General features: G+C 59.9%; 11 protein-coding genes and 2 tRNA genes. 2 read left to right on the forward strand and 11 right to left on the reverse strand.

Going from position 1 to position 15,045, the window contains the following annotated elements; all coding sequences use genetic code 11:
• Window positions 1–53 precede the first annotated feature (53 nt).
• Entirely contained in the window at window positions 54–809 is a 756-nt protein-coding gene (gene rlmB, locus AC2LD7_RS08500) for a 23S rRNA (guanosine(2251)-2'-O)-methyltransferase RlmB (RefSeq protein ID WP_484597324.1), read from the reverse strand.
• A complete protein-coding gene (gene rnr, locus AC2LD7_RS08505; RefSeq protein ID WP_484597325.1) occupies window positions 806–3,343 on the reverse strand; it encodes a ribonuclease R in 2,538 nt (845 codons plus the stop codon). The genes rlmB and rnr overlap by 4 nt, the downstream gene beginning before the upstream one ends.
• 204 nt (window positions 3,344–3,547) lie before the next feature.
• On the opposite strand from rnr, the gene AC2LD7_RS08510 reads away from it, so the two are divergent.
• Window positions 3,548–3,634: transfer RNA gene (locus AC2LD7_RS08510), tRNA-Leu, on the forward strand.
• Between the two features lie 103 nt (window positions 3,635–3,737).
• Window positions 3,738–3,824, forward strand: a tRNA-Leu gene (locus tag AC2LD7_RS08515).
• Window positions 3,825–4,011: 187 nt separating this feature from the next.
• On the opposite strand, the gene AC2LD7_RS08520 is transcribed toward AC2LD7_RS08515, so the two are convergent.
• From AC2LD7_RS08520 to AC2LD7_RS08560, 9 genes are all read right to left on the reverse strand, one after another.
• Window positions 4,012–5,307 (reverse strand): adenylosuccinate synthase, encoded by a 1,296-nt coding sequence (locus AC2LD7_RS08520; RefSeq protein WP_484597326.1) that lies wholly within the window; start codon window positions 5,305–5,307, stop codon window positions 4,012–4,014.
• Between the two features lie 87 nt (window positions 5,308–5,394).
• Complete coding sequence (locus AC2LD7_RS08525) at window positions 5,395–6,582, reverse strand: ATP phosphoribosyltransferase regulatory subunit (protein WP_484597327.1); 1,188 nt, start codon at window positions 6,580–6,582, stop codon at window positions 5,395–5,397.
• Between the two features lie 285 nt (window positions 6,583–6,867).
• Window positions 6,868–7,740 carry a protease modulator HflC gene (gene hflC / locus AC2LD7_RS08530; RefSeq protein WP_484597328.1) on the reverse strand — a complete coding sequence of 291 codons (873 nt, stop codon included), beginning with the start codon at window positions 7,738–7,740 and terminating at the stop codon, window positions 6,868–6,870.
• Window positions 7,740–8,918, reverse strand: a complete 1,179-nt coding sequence (hflK, locus tag AC2LD7_RS08535) for an FtsH protease activity modulator HflK (RefSeq protein WP_484597329.1) — start codon at window positions 8,916–8,918, stop codon at window positions 7,740–7,742. Before hflK ends, hflC begins: the two co-directional genes overlap by 1 nt.
• Window positions 8,919–9,015: 97 nt before the next feature.
• Window positions 9,016–10,317 (reverse strand): ribosome rescue GTPase HflX, encoded by a 1,302-nt coding sequence (gene hflX, locus AC2LD7_RS08540; RefSeq protein WP_484597330.1) that lies wholly within the window; start codon window positions 10,315–10,317, stop codon window positions 9,016–9,018.
• A gap of 12 nt (window positions 10,318–10,329) precedes the next feature.
• Window positions 10,330–10,584 (reverse strand): RNA chaperone Hfq, encoded by a 255-nt coding sequence (gene hfq, locus AC2LD7_RS08545; RefSeq protein WP_168425119.1) that lies wholly within the window; start codon window positions 10,582–10,584, stop codon window positions 10,330–10,332.
• Window positions 10,585–10,671: 87 nt separating this feature from the next.
• Window positions 10,672–11,643 (reverse strand): tRNA (adenosine(37)-N6)-dimethylallyltransferase MiaA, encoded by a 972-nt coding sequence (miaA, locus tag AC2LD7_RS08550; protein ID WP_484597331.1) that lies wholly within the window; start codon window positions 11,641–11,643, stop codon window positions 10,672–10,674.
• A 105-nt stretch (window positions 11,644–11,748) separates the two neighbouring features.
• Window positions 11,749–13,626, reverse strand: coding sequence for a DNA mismatch repair endonuclease MutL (gene mutL, locus AC2LD7_RS08555; protein ID WP_484597332.1), 1,878 nt, complete (start codon window positions 13,624–13,626; stop codon window positions 11,749–11,751).
• Complete coding sequence (locus AC2LD7_RS08560; RefSeq protein WP_484597333.1) at window positions 13,623–15,041, reverse strand: N-acetylmuramoyl-L-alanine amidase; 1,419 nt, start codon at window positions 15,039–15,041, stop codon at window positions 13,623–13,625. Before AC2LD7_RS08560 ends, mutL begins: the two co-directional genes overlap by 4 nt.
• Between the last annotated feature and the right edge of the window lie 4 nt (window positions 15,042–15,045).

The following is a 15,045-nucleotide window of genomic DNA, read 5'->3' on the forward strand; positions in this document are numbered from 1 at the left end:
TTCGGGACAAACGGCAGCTCTGCGGTAGATCGGTGCCTGACGGCACCGCCCTACTAGTCTGCAGTCTTGCCTGCGCGGCGCTGGCGTAGCGCCTCGAACAGGCAGACGCCGGTGGCGACGGATACGTTGAGACTGCTGACACTTCCGCCCATTGGCAGCCGCACCAGGAAATCGCAATGCTCGCGGGTCAAACGCCGCATGCCCTTACCCTCGGCCCCCATCACTAATACGATCGGCCCACTGAGGTCTTGATCGTAGATTTCCCGCTCGGCTTCACCGGCCGTGCCGACGATCCATAAACCACGCTGCTGCAGCTTTTCCAGCGTTCGCGCAAGGTTGGTGACCGCAACCAGCGGAATGACTTCCGCAGCACCGCAAGCCACCTTGCGCACCGTGGCGTTCAGCGTCGCTGATTTATCCTTAGGGATGATTACCGCCAGCGCCCCGGCGGCGTCGGCGGTGCGCAGACAGGCACCGAGATTGTGCGGATCCGTGACGCCATCGAGCACCAGCAACAACGGCGCCCCCTCGGTCCGATCCAGCAACTCCTCGAGCATCGCATCGCCCCAGACCTGACTGGGACTGACATCGGCTACCACGCCCTGATGGACGCCCTCAACCCAGGCATCCATCTCGCGGCGCTCGCACTGGCCGACGCGGACCTTCGACTGCTCGGCCAACTGTACCAACGCCTGGACCCGCGGATCGTCGCGCCCTTCGGCCAGCCAGACCTGCTTGACCCGCTTCGGATGGTGGCGAAGCAAAGCCTCCACGGCGTGCAGGCCGTAGATTTTTTCGAGATCGCTCATGTCTTGGCCTTACGCTGACGCGGCGCGCTGCCGTCAGCCTTGGTGGACGGCTTGCTGGCCGCCTTTGGCTTCGACGAGCTGCGCTTGGGCTTGCCTTTCGCTGGCTTGCTCCCTTTTGCATCGGTGAGCAGCGCCTTTTTCATCTCACGGCTTTTGCGAACCGCGGCACTGACTGGCTCCCGCCCCTTGGAGAACGAGGTATCGGCGCCCTTCTTGCCGCGCCCATCCTTGCGAGCACCGCCTTTGGCATCAATGGAGCCACGCTCGCCAATGCCGATCTTGCTGCCACCGCTGATGAGTTCGAAATCTATCTTGCGCTCGTCGAGATCGACGCGCATCACTCGCACTTCAACACTGTCACCGAGACGGAAACTGCGCCCGCTGCGCTCGCCGGATAGGCGATGGTGCAGCGGATCGAAGTGGTAGTAATCGCCGGGCATGGCGGTCACATGCACCAGACCTTCGACATAGATATCGGTCAGCTCGACGAACAGGCCGAATCCGGTTACCGCCGTGATGACTCCCGGAAAGCTCTCGCCGACCCGGTCTTTCATGAACTCGCACTTCAGCCAGTTCACCACGTCACGGGTCGCCTCGTCGGCTCGGCGCTCGGTCATCGAGCACTGCTCGCCCAGTTGCTCCAGGGCAGCCTCATCGTACGGATAGATGCGCGCTTTGGGCATGCTGGTTGCGCCTTCACGACGCACATGCGCGGTGTCGCGGCGAGAGCGGATCACGCTGCGAATCGCACGATGGATCAGCAGGTCCGGATAGCGGCGGATCGGCGACGTAAAGTGCGCGTAGGCTTCATAGTTCAGACCGAAGTGGCCGTTGTTGTCCGGGCTATAGACCGCCTGACTGAGCGACCGCAGCATCACTGTCTGGATCACGTGAAAGTCAGGACGCCCCTGGATGCGCTCCAGCAACGCCTGATAGTCCTTGGGCGTCGGCCCCTCCTTGCCCTTGTGCAAGGTCAGGCTCAGCTCGCCGAGGAAGGCACGCAGCTTTTCCTGGCGCTCCAGTGGCGGACCATCGTGAACGCGATACAGGCCGGGAATGTCATGATCCTGCAGGAAGCGCGCCGTGGCCACGTTGGCGCACAGCATGCACTCCTCGATCAGCTTGTGCGCGTCGTTGCGTTCAGTGGGTTTGATTGCGGCGATCTTGCGCTCTGCGCCGAAGACGATGCGCGTTTCCTGAGTTTCGAAGTCGATCGCACCGCGGGCATGACGCGCCTTGAGCAATACCTTGTACAGCGCGTACAGCTGCTTGAGGTCCGGCAGCACCTGCGCATACTCACCGATCAGGCGCTTGCCTTCAGCCGAAGACGGCTGCTCCAGCATGCTACTTACCTTGTTGTAGGTCAGCCGGGCATGGGAATGGATGACTGCTTCGTAGAATTGGTAGTCAGTCATCTTCCCTGATTTGCTCAGAGTGATTTCGCAGACCATTGCCAGGCGATCGACATGCGGATTCAGCGAACAGAGGCCATTGGAAAGCTCTTCCGGGAGCATCGGCACCACCCGCTCGGGGAAGTACACCGAGGTGCCGCGCAGCTCGGCTTCCTTATCCAGCGCCGAGCCCACCTTCACATAATGCGATACGTCCGCGATCGCAACGTACAAGCGGAAGCCACCCGAAAAAAGCTTCCAACCGCTAAGCTTCTCGCAATACACCGCATCGTCGAAATCCCGCGCATCTTCACCGTCGATGGTGACGAAGGGCAGATGGCGCAGGTCGACACGCTTGTGTTTGTCCTTCTCTTCCACTTCCGGCTTGAGCTTGGCCGCTTCGCGAACCACAGCGTCAGGCCAGACGTGTGGAATATCGAAGCTGCGCAATGCAACATCGATTTCCATGCCTGGAGCCATGTAGTTGCCGATTACCTCGACCACATCGCCCTGAGGCTGGAAGCGCTGAGTCGGCCAATGGGTGATCTTGATTTCGACGAATTGACCGGGCTTGGCATCCATCGAGCGGCCTGGCGTAACCAGTACCTCCTGCTGGATCTTGGGATTATCAGCCATGACGAAACCGATGCCGCTTTCTTCCTGATATCGCCCGACAATGGTTTCATGAGCTCGGCTGATCACCTCGACGATCGCGCCTTCGCGGCGACCGCGCCGATCGAGGCCGGCGACCCGTGCCAGGCAGCGGTCCCCGTCGAATACCAGACGCATCTGGGCAGGGCTGAGAAACAGGTCGTCACTGCCATCATCAGGGATCAAGAAACCGAAACCATCGCGATGGCCGCTGACACGACCGCAAACCAAGTCCAGCTTGTCAACCGGGGCATAAGCGCCGCGCCGGGTATAGATCAGCTGACCGTCACGCTCCATCGCGCGCAAGCGGCGGCGCAGAGCTTCAATATCGTCTTCGGATACCAGCCCGAACTCCTCTACCAGCTGTTCACGCACCGCTGGCGAGCCGCGCTCGCTCAGGTGTTGAAGAATCAGCTCACGGCTGGGAATGGGGTTTTCGTACTTTTCCGCTTCACGTGCGGCCTCGGGGTCGAGGGATTGCCAATCGGCCATTAAGAGATGTCACCTTTCATTCATTTATAGAGGCAGAACGCCCTATATCTATTGAAGCGCGAAACGCCTGCTGACGGCAGCTTTCGAGCGAATTATTTTTCATCTGCGGGCCTTTACAAGGCATAACCTCGCCCGTATAGTTCGCGCCCACAATGTCTGGTAGACGTTGTAGCATGGAAACGACGAAGTATCATCGTTTGCAGTGCCCAGGTGGCGGAATTGGTAGACGCACTAGGTTCAGGTCCTAGCGATGGCAACATCGTGGAAGTTCGAGTCTTCTCCTGGGCACCATTTATTTGATGAAATTCTTGCGCTTGGCAAGAGTCTCATAGGCACGAGGTTCGTCGGCCTCGACCAGCAATCGACAAAAGTCGGTGAGCAATCATCGCAACGTGCCCAGGTGGCGGAATTGGTAGACGCACTAGGTTCAGGTCCTAGCGATGGCAACATCGTGGAAGTTCGAGTCTTCTCCTGGGCACCACTCTTTTCAGAAAAACCGAGCCACTGGCTCGGTTTTTTCGTTTCTGCCTTTGGAAAAATCCAAGTAGCCGCTGAGCAACAGCACGACAGCGAGAGCATGAACGCCTTGATTCTAAAGGGCGTTCATCCGTCATCAGCCGCAAACAAGAAGGCCGCCCGAGGGCGGCCTTCTTAATACAGACGAGCTGTCAGGCGTAGGGATGACGCAGCACGATGGTCTCGTTGCGATCCGGCCCGGTGGAAATGATGTCGATCGGCGCCTCGACGAGCTCTTCGATGCGCTTGATGTAAGCGCGAGCATTGTCTGGCAGCTCTTCTAGCGTCTTGGCACCGACGGTCGATTCGCTCCAGCCCGGGATTTCTTCGTATACCGGCTGCAAGCCCTGATAGCTGTCTGCATCGGTCGGCGCATCAACCAACACCTCGCCGTTGCGGTCCTTGTAGGCGACGCAGATTCGAATAGTTTCCAGCCCATCGAGCACGTCCAGCTTGGTCAGACAAATGCCCGACACGCTGTTGATCTCGATCGCGCGACGCAGAATCACCGCATCGAACCAGCCGCACCGCCGGGCACGACCGGTCGTAGAACCGAACTCGTGACCACGCTCCGCCAGACGCGCACCGATATCATCGAACAGCTCCGTCGGAAACGGACCGGAACCAACACGCGTCGTATAGGCTTTGGTGATACCCAGAATGTAATCCAGATACAGCGGACCGAAGCCGGATCCGGTAGCGGTACCGCCGGCCGTGGTGCTGGAACTGGTGACATACGGATAGGTGCCGTGATCGATATCCAGCAGCGAGCCCTGGGCGCCCTCAAACATGATTCGCGCGCCCTGCTTACGCAGCTCATGCAGGCGAGCCGACACGTCGGCCATCATCGGCTTTAGGATTTCGGCATAACCCAGCGCCTCATCCAGGGTTTTCTGAAAATCGACAGGCTCAACCTTGTAGAAATTCTGCAGGATGAAGTTGTGGTATTCGAGAAGCTCGCGCAGCTTGGCGGCAAAGCGCTCCGGGTTGAACAGATCGCCAATGCGCAGACCGCGACGAGCCACTTTGTCCTCGTAAGCCGGGCCGATGCCACGACCCGTGGTGCCGATCTTGCCTTCTGAGCGTGACGCTTCGCGCGCTTGGTCCAGCGCTACGTGATACGGCAGGATCAACGTACAGGCCGGACTGATCCGCAGGCGCTCGCGCACCGGCACGCCCTTTTCTTCCAGCTTGGTGATTTCGCGCATCAGTGCATCCGGTGCAACGACCACGCCGTTGCCGATCAGGCATTGCACGTTTGCGCGCAAGATGCCGGATGGAATCAGATGCAGCACGGTTTTTTCGCCATCGATAACCAGCGTATGACCCGCGTTGTGACCGCCCTGAAAGCGAACCACGGCAGCCGCCTGGTCAGTCAGCAGATCGACGATCTTGCCCTTGCCCTCATCACCCCACTGGGTGCCTAGGACCACGACATTCTTACCCATAAATCTTTGTCCTCTTCGGCGAAGCATACCGGTCATGACCGGCGAAAAAACTTGAAAACCAGCCTAGCGCATCCGGCGCGGCCCGCATCAGCGCGCCAGCGGCGCCACAGCCCAGGAATCATCTTTCAGCAGAAGCTGGCGGTCGCAGCCGACGCTCGGCGCCGCATCGCTTTGTTGCCCATCCAAAGCCTGTACGACACGCTCACCCTGCTCGCGCAGCCGGCAGATCGCCTGCCATAACGCCGGATCAGTGCTGCACGGCGCCCAGACACCAACCACAGAAGCCACGAGCTCGGCATTGCCCAGACCGACCAGCGTCTTCAGATCCGTCGAAAATCCGGTCGCCGGTCGCGCACGACCAAAATCCGCACCGATGTCGTCATAACGACCGCCCTGGGCGATCGATTGCCCGACACCCGGCACGAATACCGCGAATACAACACCGGTGTGGTAGTGATAACCGCGCAACTCACCCAGATCGAAGTACAGCGGCAGGGTCGGATACCGCACCGCCAGCTGGTCAGCGATATGAATCAGGCCTTCGAGCGCCTCGCGCACCGCCGCAGGGGCGCCTGCAAGCGTGGCACGAGCAACCTCGAGCGTCTCGCGCCCCCCGCAGAGCCGGGCCAACGCGCGCAGCATGCTTGCAAGCGCCGGCTCGACGTCGGCGGTCAAGGTAGCGATCTCATCCATCGCCTTGCGCTGCAGCGCATCGAACAGTCGCTGCTCAGCATCGCCGGATAAGCCGGCCGCGCGCGCTAAGCCACGGTAGATGCCGACGTGCCCAAGATCCATATGCACTTCAGGCACATCCGCGAGTGCGAGCGTCTCCAGCATCAGGCTGATCACTTCGAGATCACTGGAGGTACTGCTGTCGCCGTAAAGTTCGGCGCCCAGCTGGATCGGGCTGCGTGAGGTGGCGAGCGCTTGTGGCTTGGCATGCAGCACGCTACCGGCGTAGCAAAGGCGGCTAGGACCTTCGCGACGCAAGGTGTGCGCATCCACTCGCGCCACCTGCGGCGTGATATCTGCACGCAACCCCATCTGCCGACCCGACAACGGATCAATGACTTTGAAGGTTTTGAGGTCCAGGTCCTGTCCCGCGCCGGTTAGCAGCGACTCGAGAAACTCCACATGAGGAGTGATGACCAACTCATAGCCCCAACGCTGGAATAGATCCAGCACGCGGCGTCGTGCGGTTTCGATACGCGCCGCCTCGGGCGGCAGCACCTCTTCGATGCCATCTGGCAGGAGCCAGCGGTCTACCGTTGCCATTTCGCCAATCACCTCTCGATACGGCAAGCCTAGTCAAGCAGACGAACACCGGGGCTACAGCCTGAACCGGCCATCGGTCGCGTGCGATTGTGTTTGAACCCTGGCGCCAGCGCCACGCCCCGCAAAGGGGATCAGCATGGCTGACCATGCTCGGATCAGTCTGCTTTCCACAGAGGGCGCAGACGCAAAAAAGCCGGGTTTTCCCCGGCTGGCGGATCATAACAACGTTTTGCCAATGGGTCACCCGGCGGACCGCATCGTCCTGCCGGGTAATTGCCCTTGCGGCTATTGCGCTGTTGCGGATTCCAGGTAGCGGAAGAAATCGCTGTTGGGATCCAACACCAGAACATCTTCCTTATTGGCGAAACTGTCGCGATAAGCCTGCAGACTGCGATGGAACGAGTAGAACTCGCGATCCTGCTCGTACGCAGCAGCATAGATCGCAGCTGCCTGCGCATCACCATCACCGCGCAGCTCCTCGGCCTCACGGAACGCCTCAGCCAGCAGCACACGACGCTGACGATCGGCATCGGCACGGATACCCTCGGCCAATTCCTTACCTTTCGCCCGGTGCTCACGGGCTTCACGCTCACGCTCGGAGCTCATGCGCTCGAATACGCTTCGATTCACCTCGCGAGGTAAGTCGATGCCCTTGACGCGCACATCGACAACCTCGATACCGAGCTCCTGCTGCGCAGCGCGGTTCAGGCTGTTGGTTACCAAGGCCATCAGCTCGTCTCGCTGGCCGGATACCGACTCGTGCAGCGTACGCTTACCGAACTGGTCACGCAGTGCCGCTTCCAGACGGCGAGCGAGGCGCTCGTCAGCGATCTGTTTCATACCGGAGGTGGCTGTGTAGAAGCGCTCAGCGTTGTCGACCCGCCACTTGGCATAGGAATCGACCATCAACGCCTTCTTTTCCAGCGTCAGGTATCGCGCGGTGGACGTATCGAGCGTCATCAAGCGCGCATCGAACTTGCGAACGCTGTTTACGTACGGAATCTTCATATGAAGACCCGGCTTCACATCCGGCTCGACGATACGACCGAAGCGCAACAGCACTGCACGCTCGGTCTGCGAGACGATATAGAAGCTGTTCCACAGAACGATCGCCAGCACCACGCCCACGATAAGAGCCGTCAGGGACTTATTGCTCATTAGCGAACCTCCCTTGTACGCACTTCACGTGGATCGAGCTCCGGCGGAAGACGCGTGGCCTGAGTCGAGGCGGCCGATGCGGGCGCTGCTGAAGATCGCTCGGCGCCATTGCGGCTATTGATCATCTTGTCCAACGGTAAATAGAGCAGATTGTTCTGCCCGCTCTCGCCGGTAACGAGAACCTTGCTGGTATTGCTCATGACTTCTTGGATTGTTTCCAGATACAGGCGCTCGCGCGTCACGTCCGGCGCCTTGCGATACTCGGCAAGCAGCTTGGTAAAGCGATCCGCCTCACCCTGCGCGCGCGAAATCACCGCATCTCGATAACCGCTGGCCTCTTCCAGCATGCGCTGGGCCTGACCACGGGCCTCGGGAATTACGCCATTGGCATAGGATTCGGCCTGATTCTTCTCACGCTGCTCGTCTTCTCGAGCACGAATCACATCATCGAAGGCTTCCTGTACTTCGCGCGGCGCTGCCGCACTCTGAAGGTTGACTTGCGTGACGACAATGCCGGTGCCGTAGTTATCAAGGAAGCGCTGTAGCCGCTCTTCAACCTCGTTCGCCATGGCCTCACGGCCTTCGGTCAATACTTGATCCATCGCTGTCGAGCCCACGACATGGCGCACCGCACTGTCGGTCGCATGCTGCAGCGAGGCTTCCGGATCTTCGACGTTAAGCACGAAGGCCTGCAGGTCGCTGATCTTGTACTGCACCGTTAGCGGTACTTCGATGATGTTCTCGTCTTCGGTCAGCATCTGACCCTGCTTGCTGTAAGAACGCTCACGAGTGACGTTAGCCTGGAACTTGCGATCGAACGGCGGGAAGTAGATATTCAGACCCGGCCCTACGGTTTCGTGATACTTGCCGAAACGCAGCACAACAGCCTGCTCCTGCTCGTCGACGATATAGATCGCATTGAACAGCCAGACGGCAAGCAGCACTACCAGACCGATCCAAACAAGTCCGAAACCGCCACGCCGGCCGCTGCCGCCACCTGACGAGCCACCACCACGTTTCTTGCCACCGAACATGCCGTTAAGGCTGTCCTGCAATTTGCGGAAAGCCTCATCCAGGTCCGGCGGACCTTTCTGATCGCCACCACCGCGACGACCACCGCCACCACTACCCCAGGGATCCTGGTTATTCGAGTTGCCACCCGGCTCATTCCAAGCCATAGCGCTCTCCATTCAGATAAAGCTAAAGGCGCGCCAACGGCGCGCCCACCAATGCTACCGAAAGCCCGGAACAAACGGCTTAAATGCCTCCCGAGCTTTATTGCAAAGTATGTTGATCGAAGAACTGCTCCGCATCGAGGCCTTCACGGCTAATCAGGCGATGCAGCTCAACACGCTGCAGGCGCACATCGAGCAGACTGCCGCCCTCGTCATCATGAGATTCGGATTGCACCGCACCCAACTCGAACAATTGAGCCCGTAGCCGCCCGAGGCGCTGTGGAAGCCGAATCGTCCCCACGAAGAGATCATTGCCGAGCAGTTCGGCGATGGCCTGTTTCAACAGATCGAGACCCAACCCCTGCTGCGCCGAAACCCAGACCCGCTGAGGCACGCCGTCTGCGTTACGCTGAATCTGCGGCTCGATACCTTCGAGCAGATCTACCTTGTTATACACCTCAAGGATCGGCAGTTCATTTGCGCCAATCTCTGCCAACACCGCCAATACCTGCTCAATCTGCTGATCACGCTCGGGCTCGTGCGCATCGATGACATGCAGCAGCAGATCGGCATTACTCGACTCTTCGAGCGTAGCCCGGAAGGATTCGACCAACTTGTGCGGCAGATGCCGAATGAAACCTACCGTATCGGCAAGCACCACGGGCCCTAGATCGGTCAACTCGAGTCGGCGCAAGGTCGGGTCGAGCGTTGCGAACAGCTGGTTGGCGGCGTAGACGTCGGATTCGGTCAGGGAATTGAACAACGTAGACTTACCGGCGTTGGTGTAACCCACCAGCGAAATCAACGGGATATCGGCACGCTGCCGGCCACGACGCGCCTGCTCACGCTGGCCACGGACCTTTTCCAGACGCCGTTTGATCTGACGGATACGCACACGCAGAAGACGTCGGTCCGTTTCAAGCTGCGTCTCACCCGGACCACGAAGACCGATACCACCTTTTTGCCGCTCGAGGTGCGTCCAGCCGCGAACTAGGCGCGTGCTCATATGCTCAAGCTGTGCCAGCTCGACCTGCAGCTTGCCTTCGTGGGTACGTGCTCGCTGGGCGAAGATATCCAGAATCAGGCCGGTTCGATCAAGCACACGGCATTCGAGAGCACGCTCGAGGTTGCGCTCCTGGCTGGGTGTCAGCGTGTGATTGAAAATGACCAATTCGATCTCGCCATCCTTGACGAGATCGTGCAACTCCTCGACCTTGCCGCTGCCGATCAGGAACTTCGCGGAAGGCTGATGCCTGGCCACATTGACGAAGCCAGCGGTTTCAGCGCCAGCAGACCGTGCCAGTTCCTGAAATTCTTGAGGGTCTTCACGCGCCGCTGGATCCTGACCATCCAGATGAACCAGGATAGCCCGCTCACCGCCACCGGGACGTTCGAAGAACAAGGACGGCCCCCTTTAGTCGTTACCCGACTCGGACTGCTCCGCATCGCCGGTCGCGGGCAGACGCACCGGACGCCCCGGAACGACCGTCGAGATGGCGTGCTTATAAACCATCTGGCTGACGGTGTTCTTCAAAAGAATGACGAATTGGTCGAATGACTCGATTTGTCCCTGGAGCTTGATGCCGTTGACCAGATAGATGGAAACCGGAACGCGTTCCTTACGCAAAGTGTTCAGGTAAGGGTCTTGTAGCGAATGCCCTTTTGACATGTGCCGCACTCCTTAGAGGATCTTTTCATTAGTTTTTAAAATCAAACTCGGCTGATCCATCTGAGGATAGCCGGTCAAATTGCAGTGTCAGCTCAATATGGTGAGCGTCTTCAAGTATTTCAATGCTCGCGGCAGATTGTCGCAGGCCGAACTTTCCAGCCAGTGAACCCCCTCCCATCCGCGCAACCAGGTCAATTGGCGTTTGGCCAGCTGTCGGGTCGCGATAACGCCACGCTGAACCATTTCATCCCTTGAGTAGGCACCGTCCAGATAACTCCAGACCTGGCGATAGCCTACGGCACGCATGGAGGGCAGTTCAGGATGCAGATCGCTACGCCTACGAAGTGCTTCGACCTCTTCGACAAAGCCCTGTTCAACCATCGCTACGAAGCGCTGCTCGATACGCTGATGCAGGACCTGCCGCTGCGCGGGCGCAATGGACAACTGCGCGACAGTATAAGGCAAGACGCCGGCGTCTGGCGCGCCCGCTCCGGCTTTTTGCAACCTTTGTCGGGCACGATGCTCGGTCATGCTGACACCGCTGACCCGGTAGACCTCCAGCGCCCTGATGAGGCGTTGAGGATCGTTGGGATGAATCCGCGCAGCCGACTCGGGATCGACCTCGGCAAGCAGGCGATGGAGCGGCACCAGACCCTCTGCCTGCGCCTGAGCCTCCAATTCCATGCGTACTGCAGCATTGGCCGCGGGCATATCGGCCAGACCTTCGATCAGCGCCTTGAAGTAGAGCATGGTGCCGCCGACCAGCAGCGGAATCCTTCCTGAGGCAGAACTTTGCTCCATCGCCGCCAACGCGTCACTGATGAATTCCGCCGCGGAGTAACTTTGCACCGGATCACGGATATCGACCAGCCGGTGTGGAAATTCCCGGAGCAACTCGGCTGAAGGCTTTGCGGTACCGATGTCCATGCCCCGATACACCAACGCCGAATCGACACTGATCAGATCGCAGGGCAACACCCGGGCAAGCGCAAGCGCCAGGTCGGTCTTGCCCGCCGCAGTAGGGCCCATGAGAAAGATGGCGGGGGGAAGCGGGGGCATCGGTGAAATCCGTAAAAAAGGCTGGAGGCTCAAGGCTGAATGAAAAGCGGATCGGCGGCGTGCGCGTCCGGCCTTGAGCCTCCGGCGCTTTTATCGTTTTATGGCTTATCGCCCACGCAAAAATAATTTATCCAGCTCACCCATCCCCATCTGAGTCCAGGTCGGACGGCCGTGGTTGCATTGACCACTGCGTTCGGTCTGCTCCATATCTCGCAGCAGACCATTCATCTCCGGCAAGGTAAGACGTCGGTTGGCTCGAACCGCACCGTGACAAGCCATCGTGCCCAGTAGCTCGTTGAGATGCGCCTGGATACGGTCGCTGGTGCCGTACTCCAGCAGATCGGCGAGCACATCCTGCACCAGCCGCGTTGCCTCGGCCTGCTTGAGCAACGAAGGTATCTGACGAATCGCCAAACTCTCCGGGCCAAGCCGCTGCAATTCGAAACCGAGCATCTGAAACCAGTGAGCATGCTCTTCAGCACAGTCCGCTTCGCGCTGGCTGACAGCAATCGACTCGGGCACTAGCAGCGGCTGGCCGCGCAGCCCTTCGCTGGCCATTGCGGTTTTTAGACGCTCATAGGTGATCCGTTCGTGTGCGGCGTGCATGTCCACCAGCACCAGCCCTTGAGCGTTCTCGGCGAGGATGTAGATGCCCTTGAGCTGCGCCAATGCGTAGCCTAGCGGCGGCACATCATCCTGGCTCTCGGGCAGCGCTGCCGGACCAATCTCGGCCAGCGGCGAAAAAAATTCACGATAGGCACCCTGCGCTTCCGCAGCATTGCCCGCTGGCATCGACCGCGGCGCCTGATAACCGGCGCCCACTCCGCGCCAAGCCGGCTGTTGAGCCTGTGGTTGCTCTAGGATGCTAGCGGCGAGGCTCATCTCGTTCTGCCCGGCGAACTCTCCGGCCGCAAGACCACTTACCTGAATAACCGGCGCAGCACTGGCAGGCGCAGCGAGCTGATCCTCAGGCCGCACATCGCCCAACGCTCGGTGCAAGGTTCCATAGAGGAAGTCATGCACCATGCGGTTATCACGGAAGCGCACCTCGTGCTTGGTCGGATGAACATTGACGTCCACGACCGCCGGATCGACATCGAGGAATAACACGAAGGTCGGATGCCGACCGTTGAACAGAACGTCTCGGTAGGCCTGGCGCACCGCATGCGCGACCAGCTTGTCGCGTACCATACGCCCGTTCACGTAGAAATATTGCAGGTCCGCCTGGCTGCGGGAGAATGTCGGCAAACCGACCCAGCCCCAGAGATGCAGGCCGTTACGCTCGATCTCGACCGGCAGCGCCTGCTCGAGGAAGGCAGGCCCGCACACCGACGCTACGCGCCGCGCACGCGAGGCAGCATCGCTGGCCTGATGCAGCGCCAGGACCACCTTGCCATTGTGCCGCAAGTGAAATGCCACATCGAAACGCGCCAGGGCCAGCCGCTTGATGACTTCTTGCAGATGATCGAATTCGGTCTTCTCGGTACGCAAAAATTTACGGCGCGCCGGCGTATTGAAGAACAGATCGCGAACCTCGACCGAGCTGCCAACCGGATGTGCTGCCGGTTGAACCCGCGCCTCCATATCGCGACCTTCGGTTTCCACCTGCCAGGCCTCCGCGGCGTCGGCAGTACGCGAAGTCAGCGTCAGGCGCGACACCGAGCTGATCGACGCTAGCGCCTCGCCGCGAAAGCCCAGGCTCATTACCCGTTCAAGATCTTCCAGGTCGCGAATCTTGCTGGTCGCGTGTCGGGCCAGGGCCAACGGCAAATCGTCTGCAGGAATACCGCAACCATCGTCACGCACGCGCAACAGCTTCACGCCGCCCTGTTCGACATCTATTTCAATGCGCGTGGCGCCCGAATCCAGGCTATTTTCCAAGAGTTCCTTGATCACCGAAGCGGGCCGCTCGACCACTTCCCCTGCGGCAATCTGGTTCGCCAGCCGCGGGCTCAGCAGCTGAATGCGCGCAGCTTCGGTCATGGCTGCGACGCCAGCGTGGTCGCGGGGATATTCAGCGTCTGGCCGACTTTGATCAGGTCACTCTTCAGGCTGTTGGCATTGCGTAACGCAGGCAGGCTGATCTGATAGCGCTCGGCAAGCAGCGCCAGGCTTTCACCGGAACGCACCACATGCTCGCGCGGGCCGCTGGCGATCTTGCCGGAGTCACGCATCCAGGCGACATAGGTTCCTGGCGGCGGGTTTTCATGGAAAAACTGCCGCACGCCGCTGTGAATCGAACGCGCCAGAGACTGCTGATGGGAAGCGGTCTGAAGCTTGCGCGCCTCGGACGGATTGGAGATGAAACCAGTTTCCACGAGAATCGATGGGATATCCGGCGACTTCAACACCATGAACCCAGCCTGCTCCACCCTGCGCTTATGCAGCGGCGTGATGCGACCCATATTACTCAATACCTTCTGCCCGACATTGAGACTGGAGGACAGCGATGCAGTCATCGATAAATCCAGCAGCACGCCAGCGAGCATCTGGTCTTTGTCGTCGAGGCTGACATTGCCCGCACCGCCGATCAGGTCCGAACGGTTCTCGCTGTCGGCCAACCAGCGTGCGGTTTCCGACGTAGCGCCACGGTCCGACAGAGCGAACACGGATGCACCATAGGCGGCCGAGCGCGGCGCGGCGTCCGCATGTATCGAAACGAAAAGGTCAGCGCCTTTCTTGCGCGCAATCTCGGTACGCTTGCGCAGGGGAATGAAGTAATCACCCGTGCGCACCAGCTCGGCGCGGAAGCCTTTTTCAGCATTGATCTGGCGCTGCAGCTCCTTGGCTATCTGCAGCACCACACCCTTCTCATAAACTTTTCCCGGCCCGATCGCACCGGGATCTTCGCCACCATGGCCGGCATCGATCGCGATAACAATGTCACGCTTGCTCGATGGCAGCGGAGGCAGCTTCAACGCCGGGAGGGTCGGCGAAACCGGCGTGGCAGGGGTGCTCGGAGTAACGGTAGCGGGAACACTGGCGGTGGCTGCCGAAGCATCGGCCTCGTTATCGTACAGATCGACCACGAGGCGATGCCCGTATTGCTGATTAGGCGTCAGCGTAAAGCTCTTGGGAGAGACCTGGGCGGAGAGATCAATGACCACGCGCAGGGTATCGGCATCGAACTTCGCCGCACGCAGACCAGAAATGGGCGTGTTCTTTAGCGGTAGTTGCTCGAACGGCTTCGGCAGATTGCCGCCGTCAACGTCGATGACGATGCGATCCGGCGACGTCAGGGTGAAAACCTTGTGCTGTACCGGGCCGGAGAGATCGAATACCAGGCGCGTATTATCCGGCGCTCGCCATAGACGCACGCTCTGCACGTCGGAAGCAGCCAGGACCTGTACGGCCGCGAGCATTAATGCCAAACCACTTGCCAGCGCGCGCATGCGCATACCC

It is taken from the genome of Stutzerimonas sp. (assembly GCF_982611455.1).

Coding starts and splice junctions, on each gene's coding strand:
- rlmB (WP_484597324.1), bottom strand. CDS start 809: ATGAGCGATCTCGAAAAAATCTACGGCCTGCACGCCGTGGAGGCTTTG.
- rnr (WP_484597325.1), bottom strand. CDS start 3,343: ATGGCCGATTGGCAATCCCTCGACCCCGAGGCCGCACGTGAAGCGGAA.
- AC2LD7_RS08520 (WP_484597326.1), bottom strand. CDS start 5,307: ATGGGTAAGAATGTCGTGGTCCTAGGCACCCAGTGGGGTGATGAGGGC.
- AC2LD7_RS08525 (WP_484597327.1), bottom strand. CDS start 6,582: ATGGCAACGGTAGACCGCTGGCTCCTGCCAGATGGCATCGAAGAGGTG.
- hflC (WP_484597328.1), bottom strand. CDS start 7,740: ATGAGCAATAAGTCCCTGACGGCTCTTATCGTGGGCGTGGTGCTGGCG.
- hflK (WP_484597329.1), bottom strand. CDS start 8,918: ATGGCTTGGAATGAGCCGGGTGGCAACTCGAATAACCAGGATCCCTGG.
- hfq (WP_168425119.1), bottom strand. CDS start 10,584: ATGTCAAAAGGGCATTCGCTACAAGACCCTTACCTGAACACTTTGCGT.
- miaA (WP_484597331.1), bottom strand. CDS start 11,643: ATGCCCCCGCTTCCCCCCGCCATCTTTCTCATGGGCCCTACTGCGGCG.
- mutL (WP_484597332.1), bottom strand. CDS start 13,626: ATGACCGAAGCTGCGCGCATTCAGCTGCTGAGCCCGCGGCTGGCGAAC.
- AC2LD7_RS08560 (WP_484597333.1), bottom strand. CDS start 15,041: ATGCGCATGCGCGCGCTGGCAAGTGGTTTGGCATTAATGCTCGCGGCC.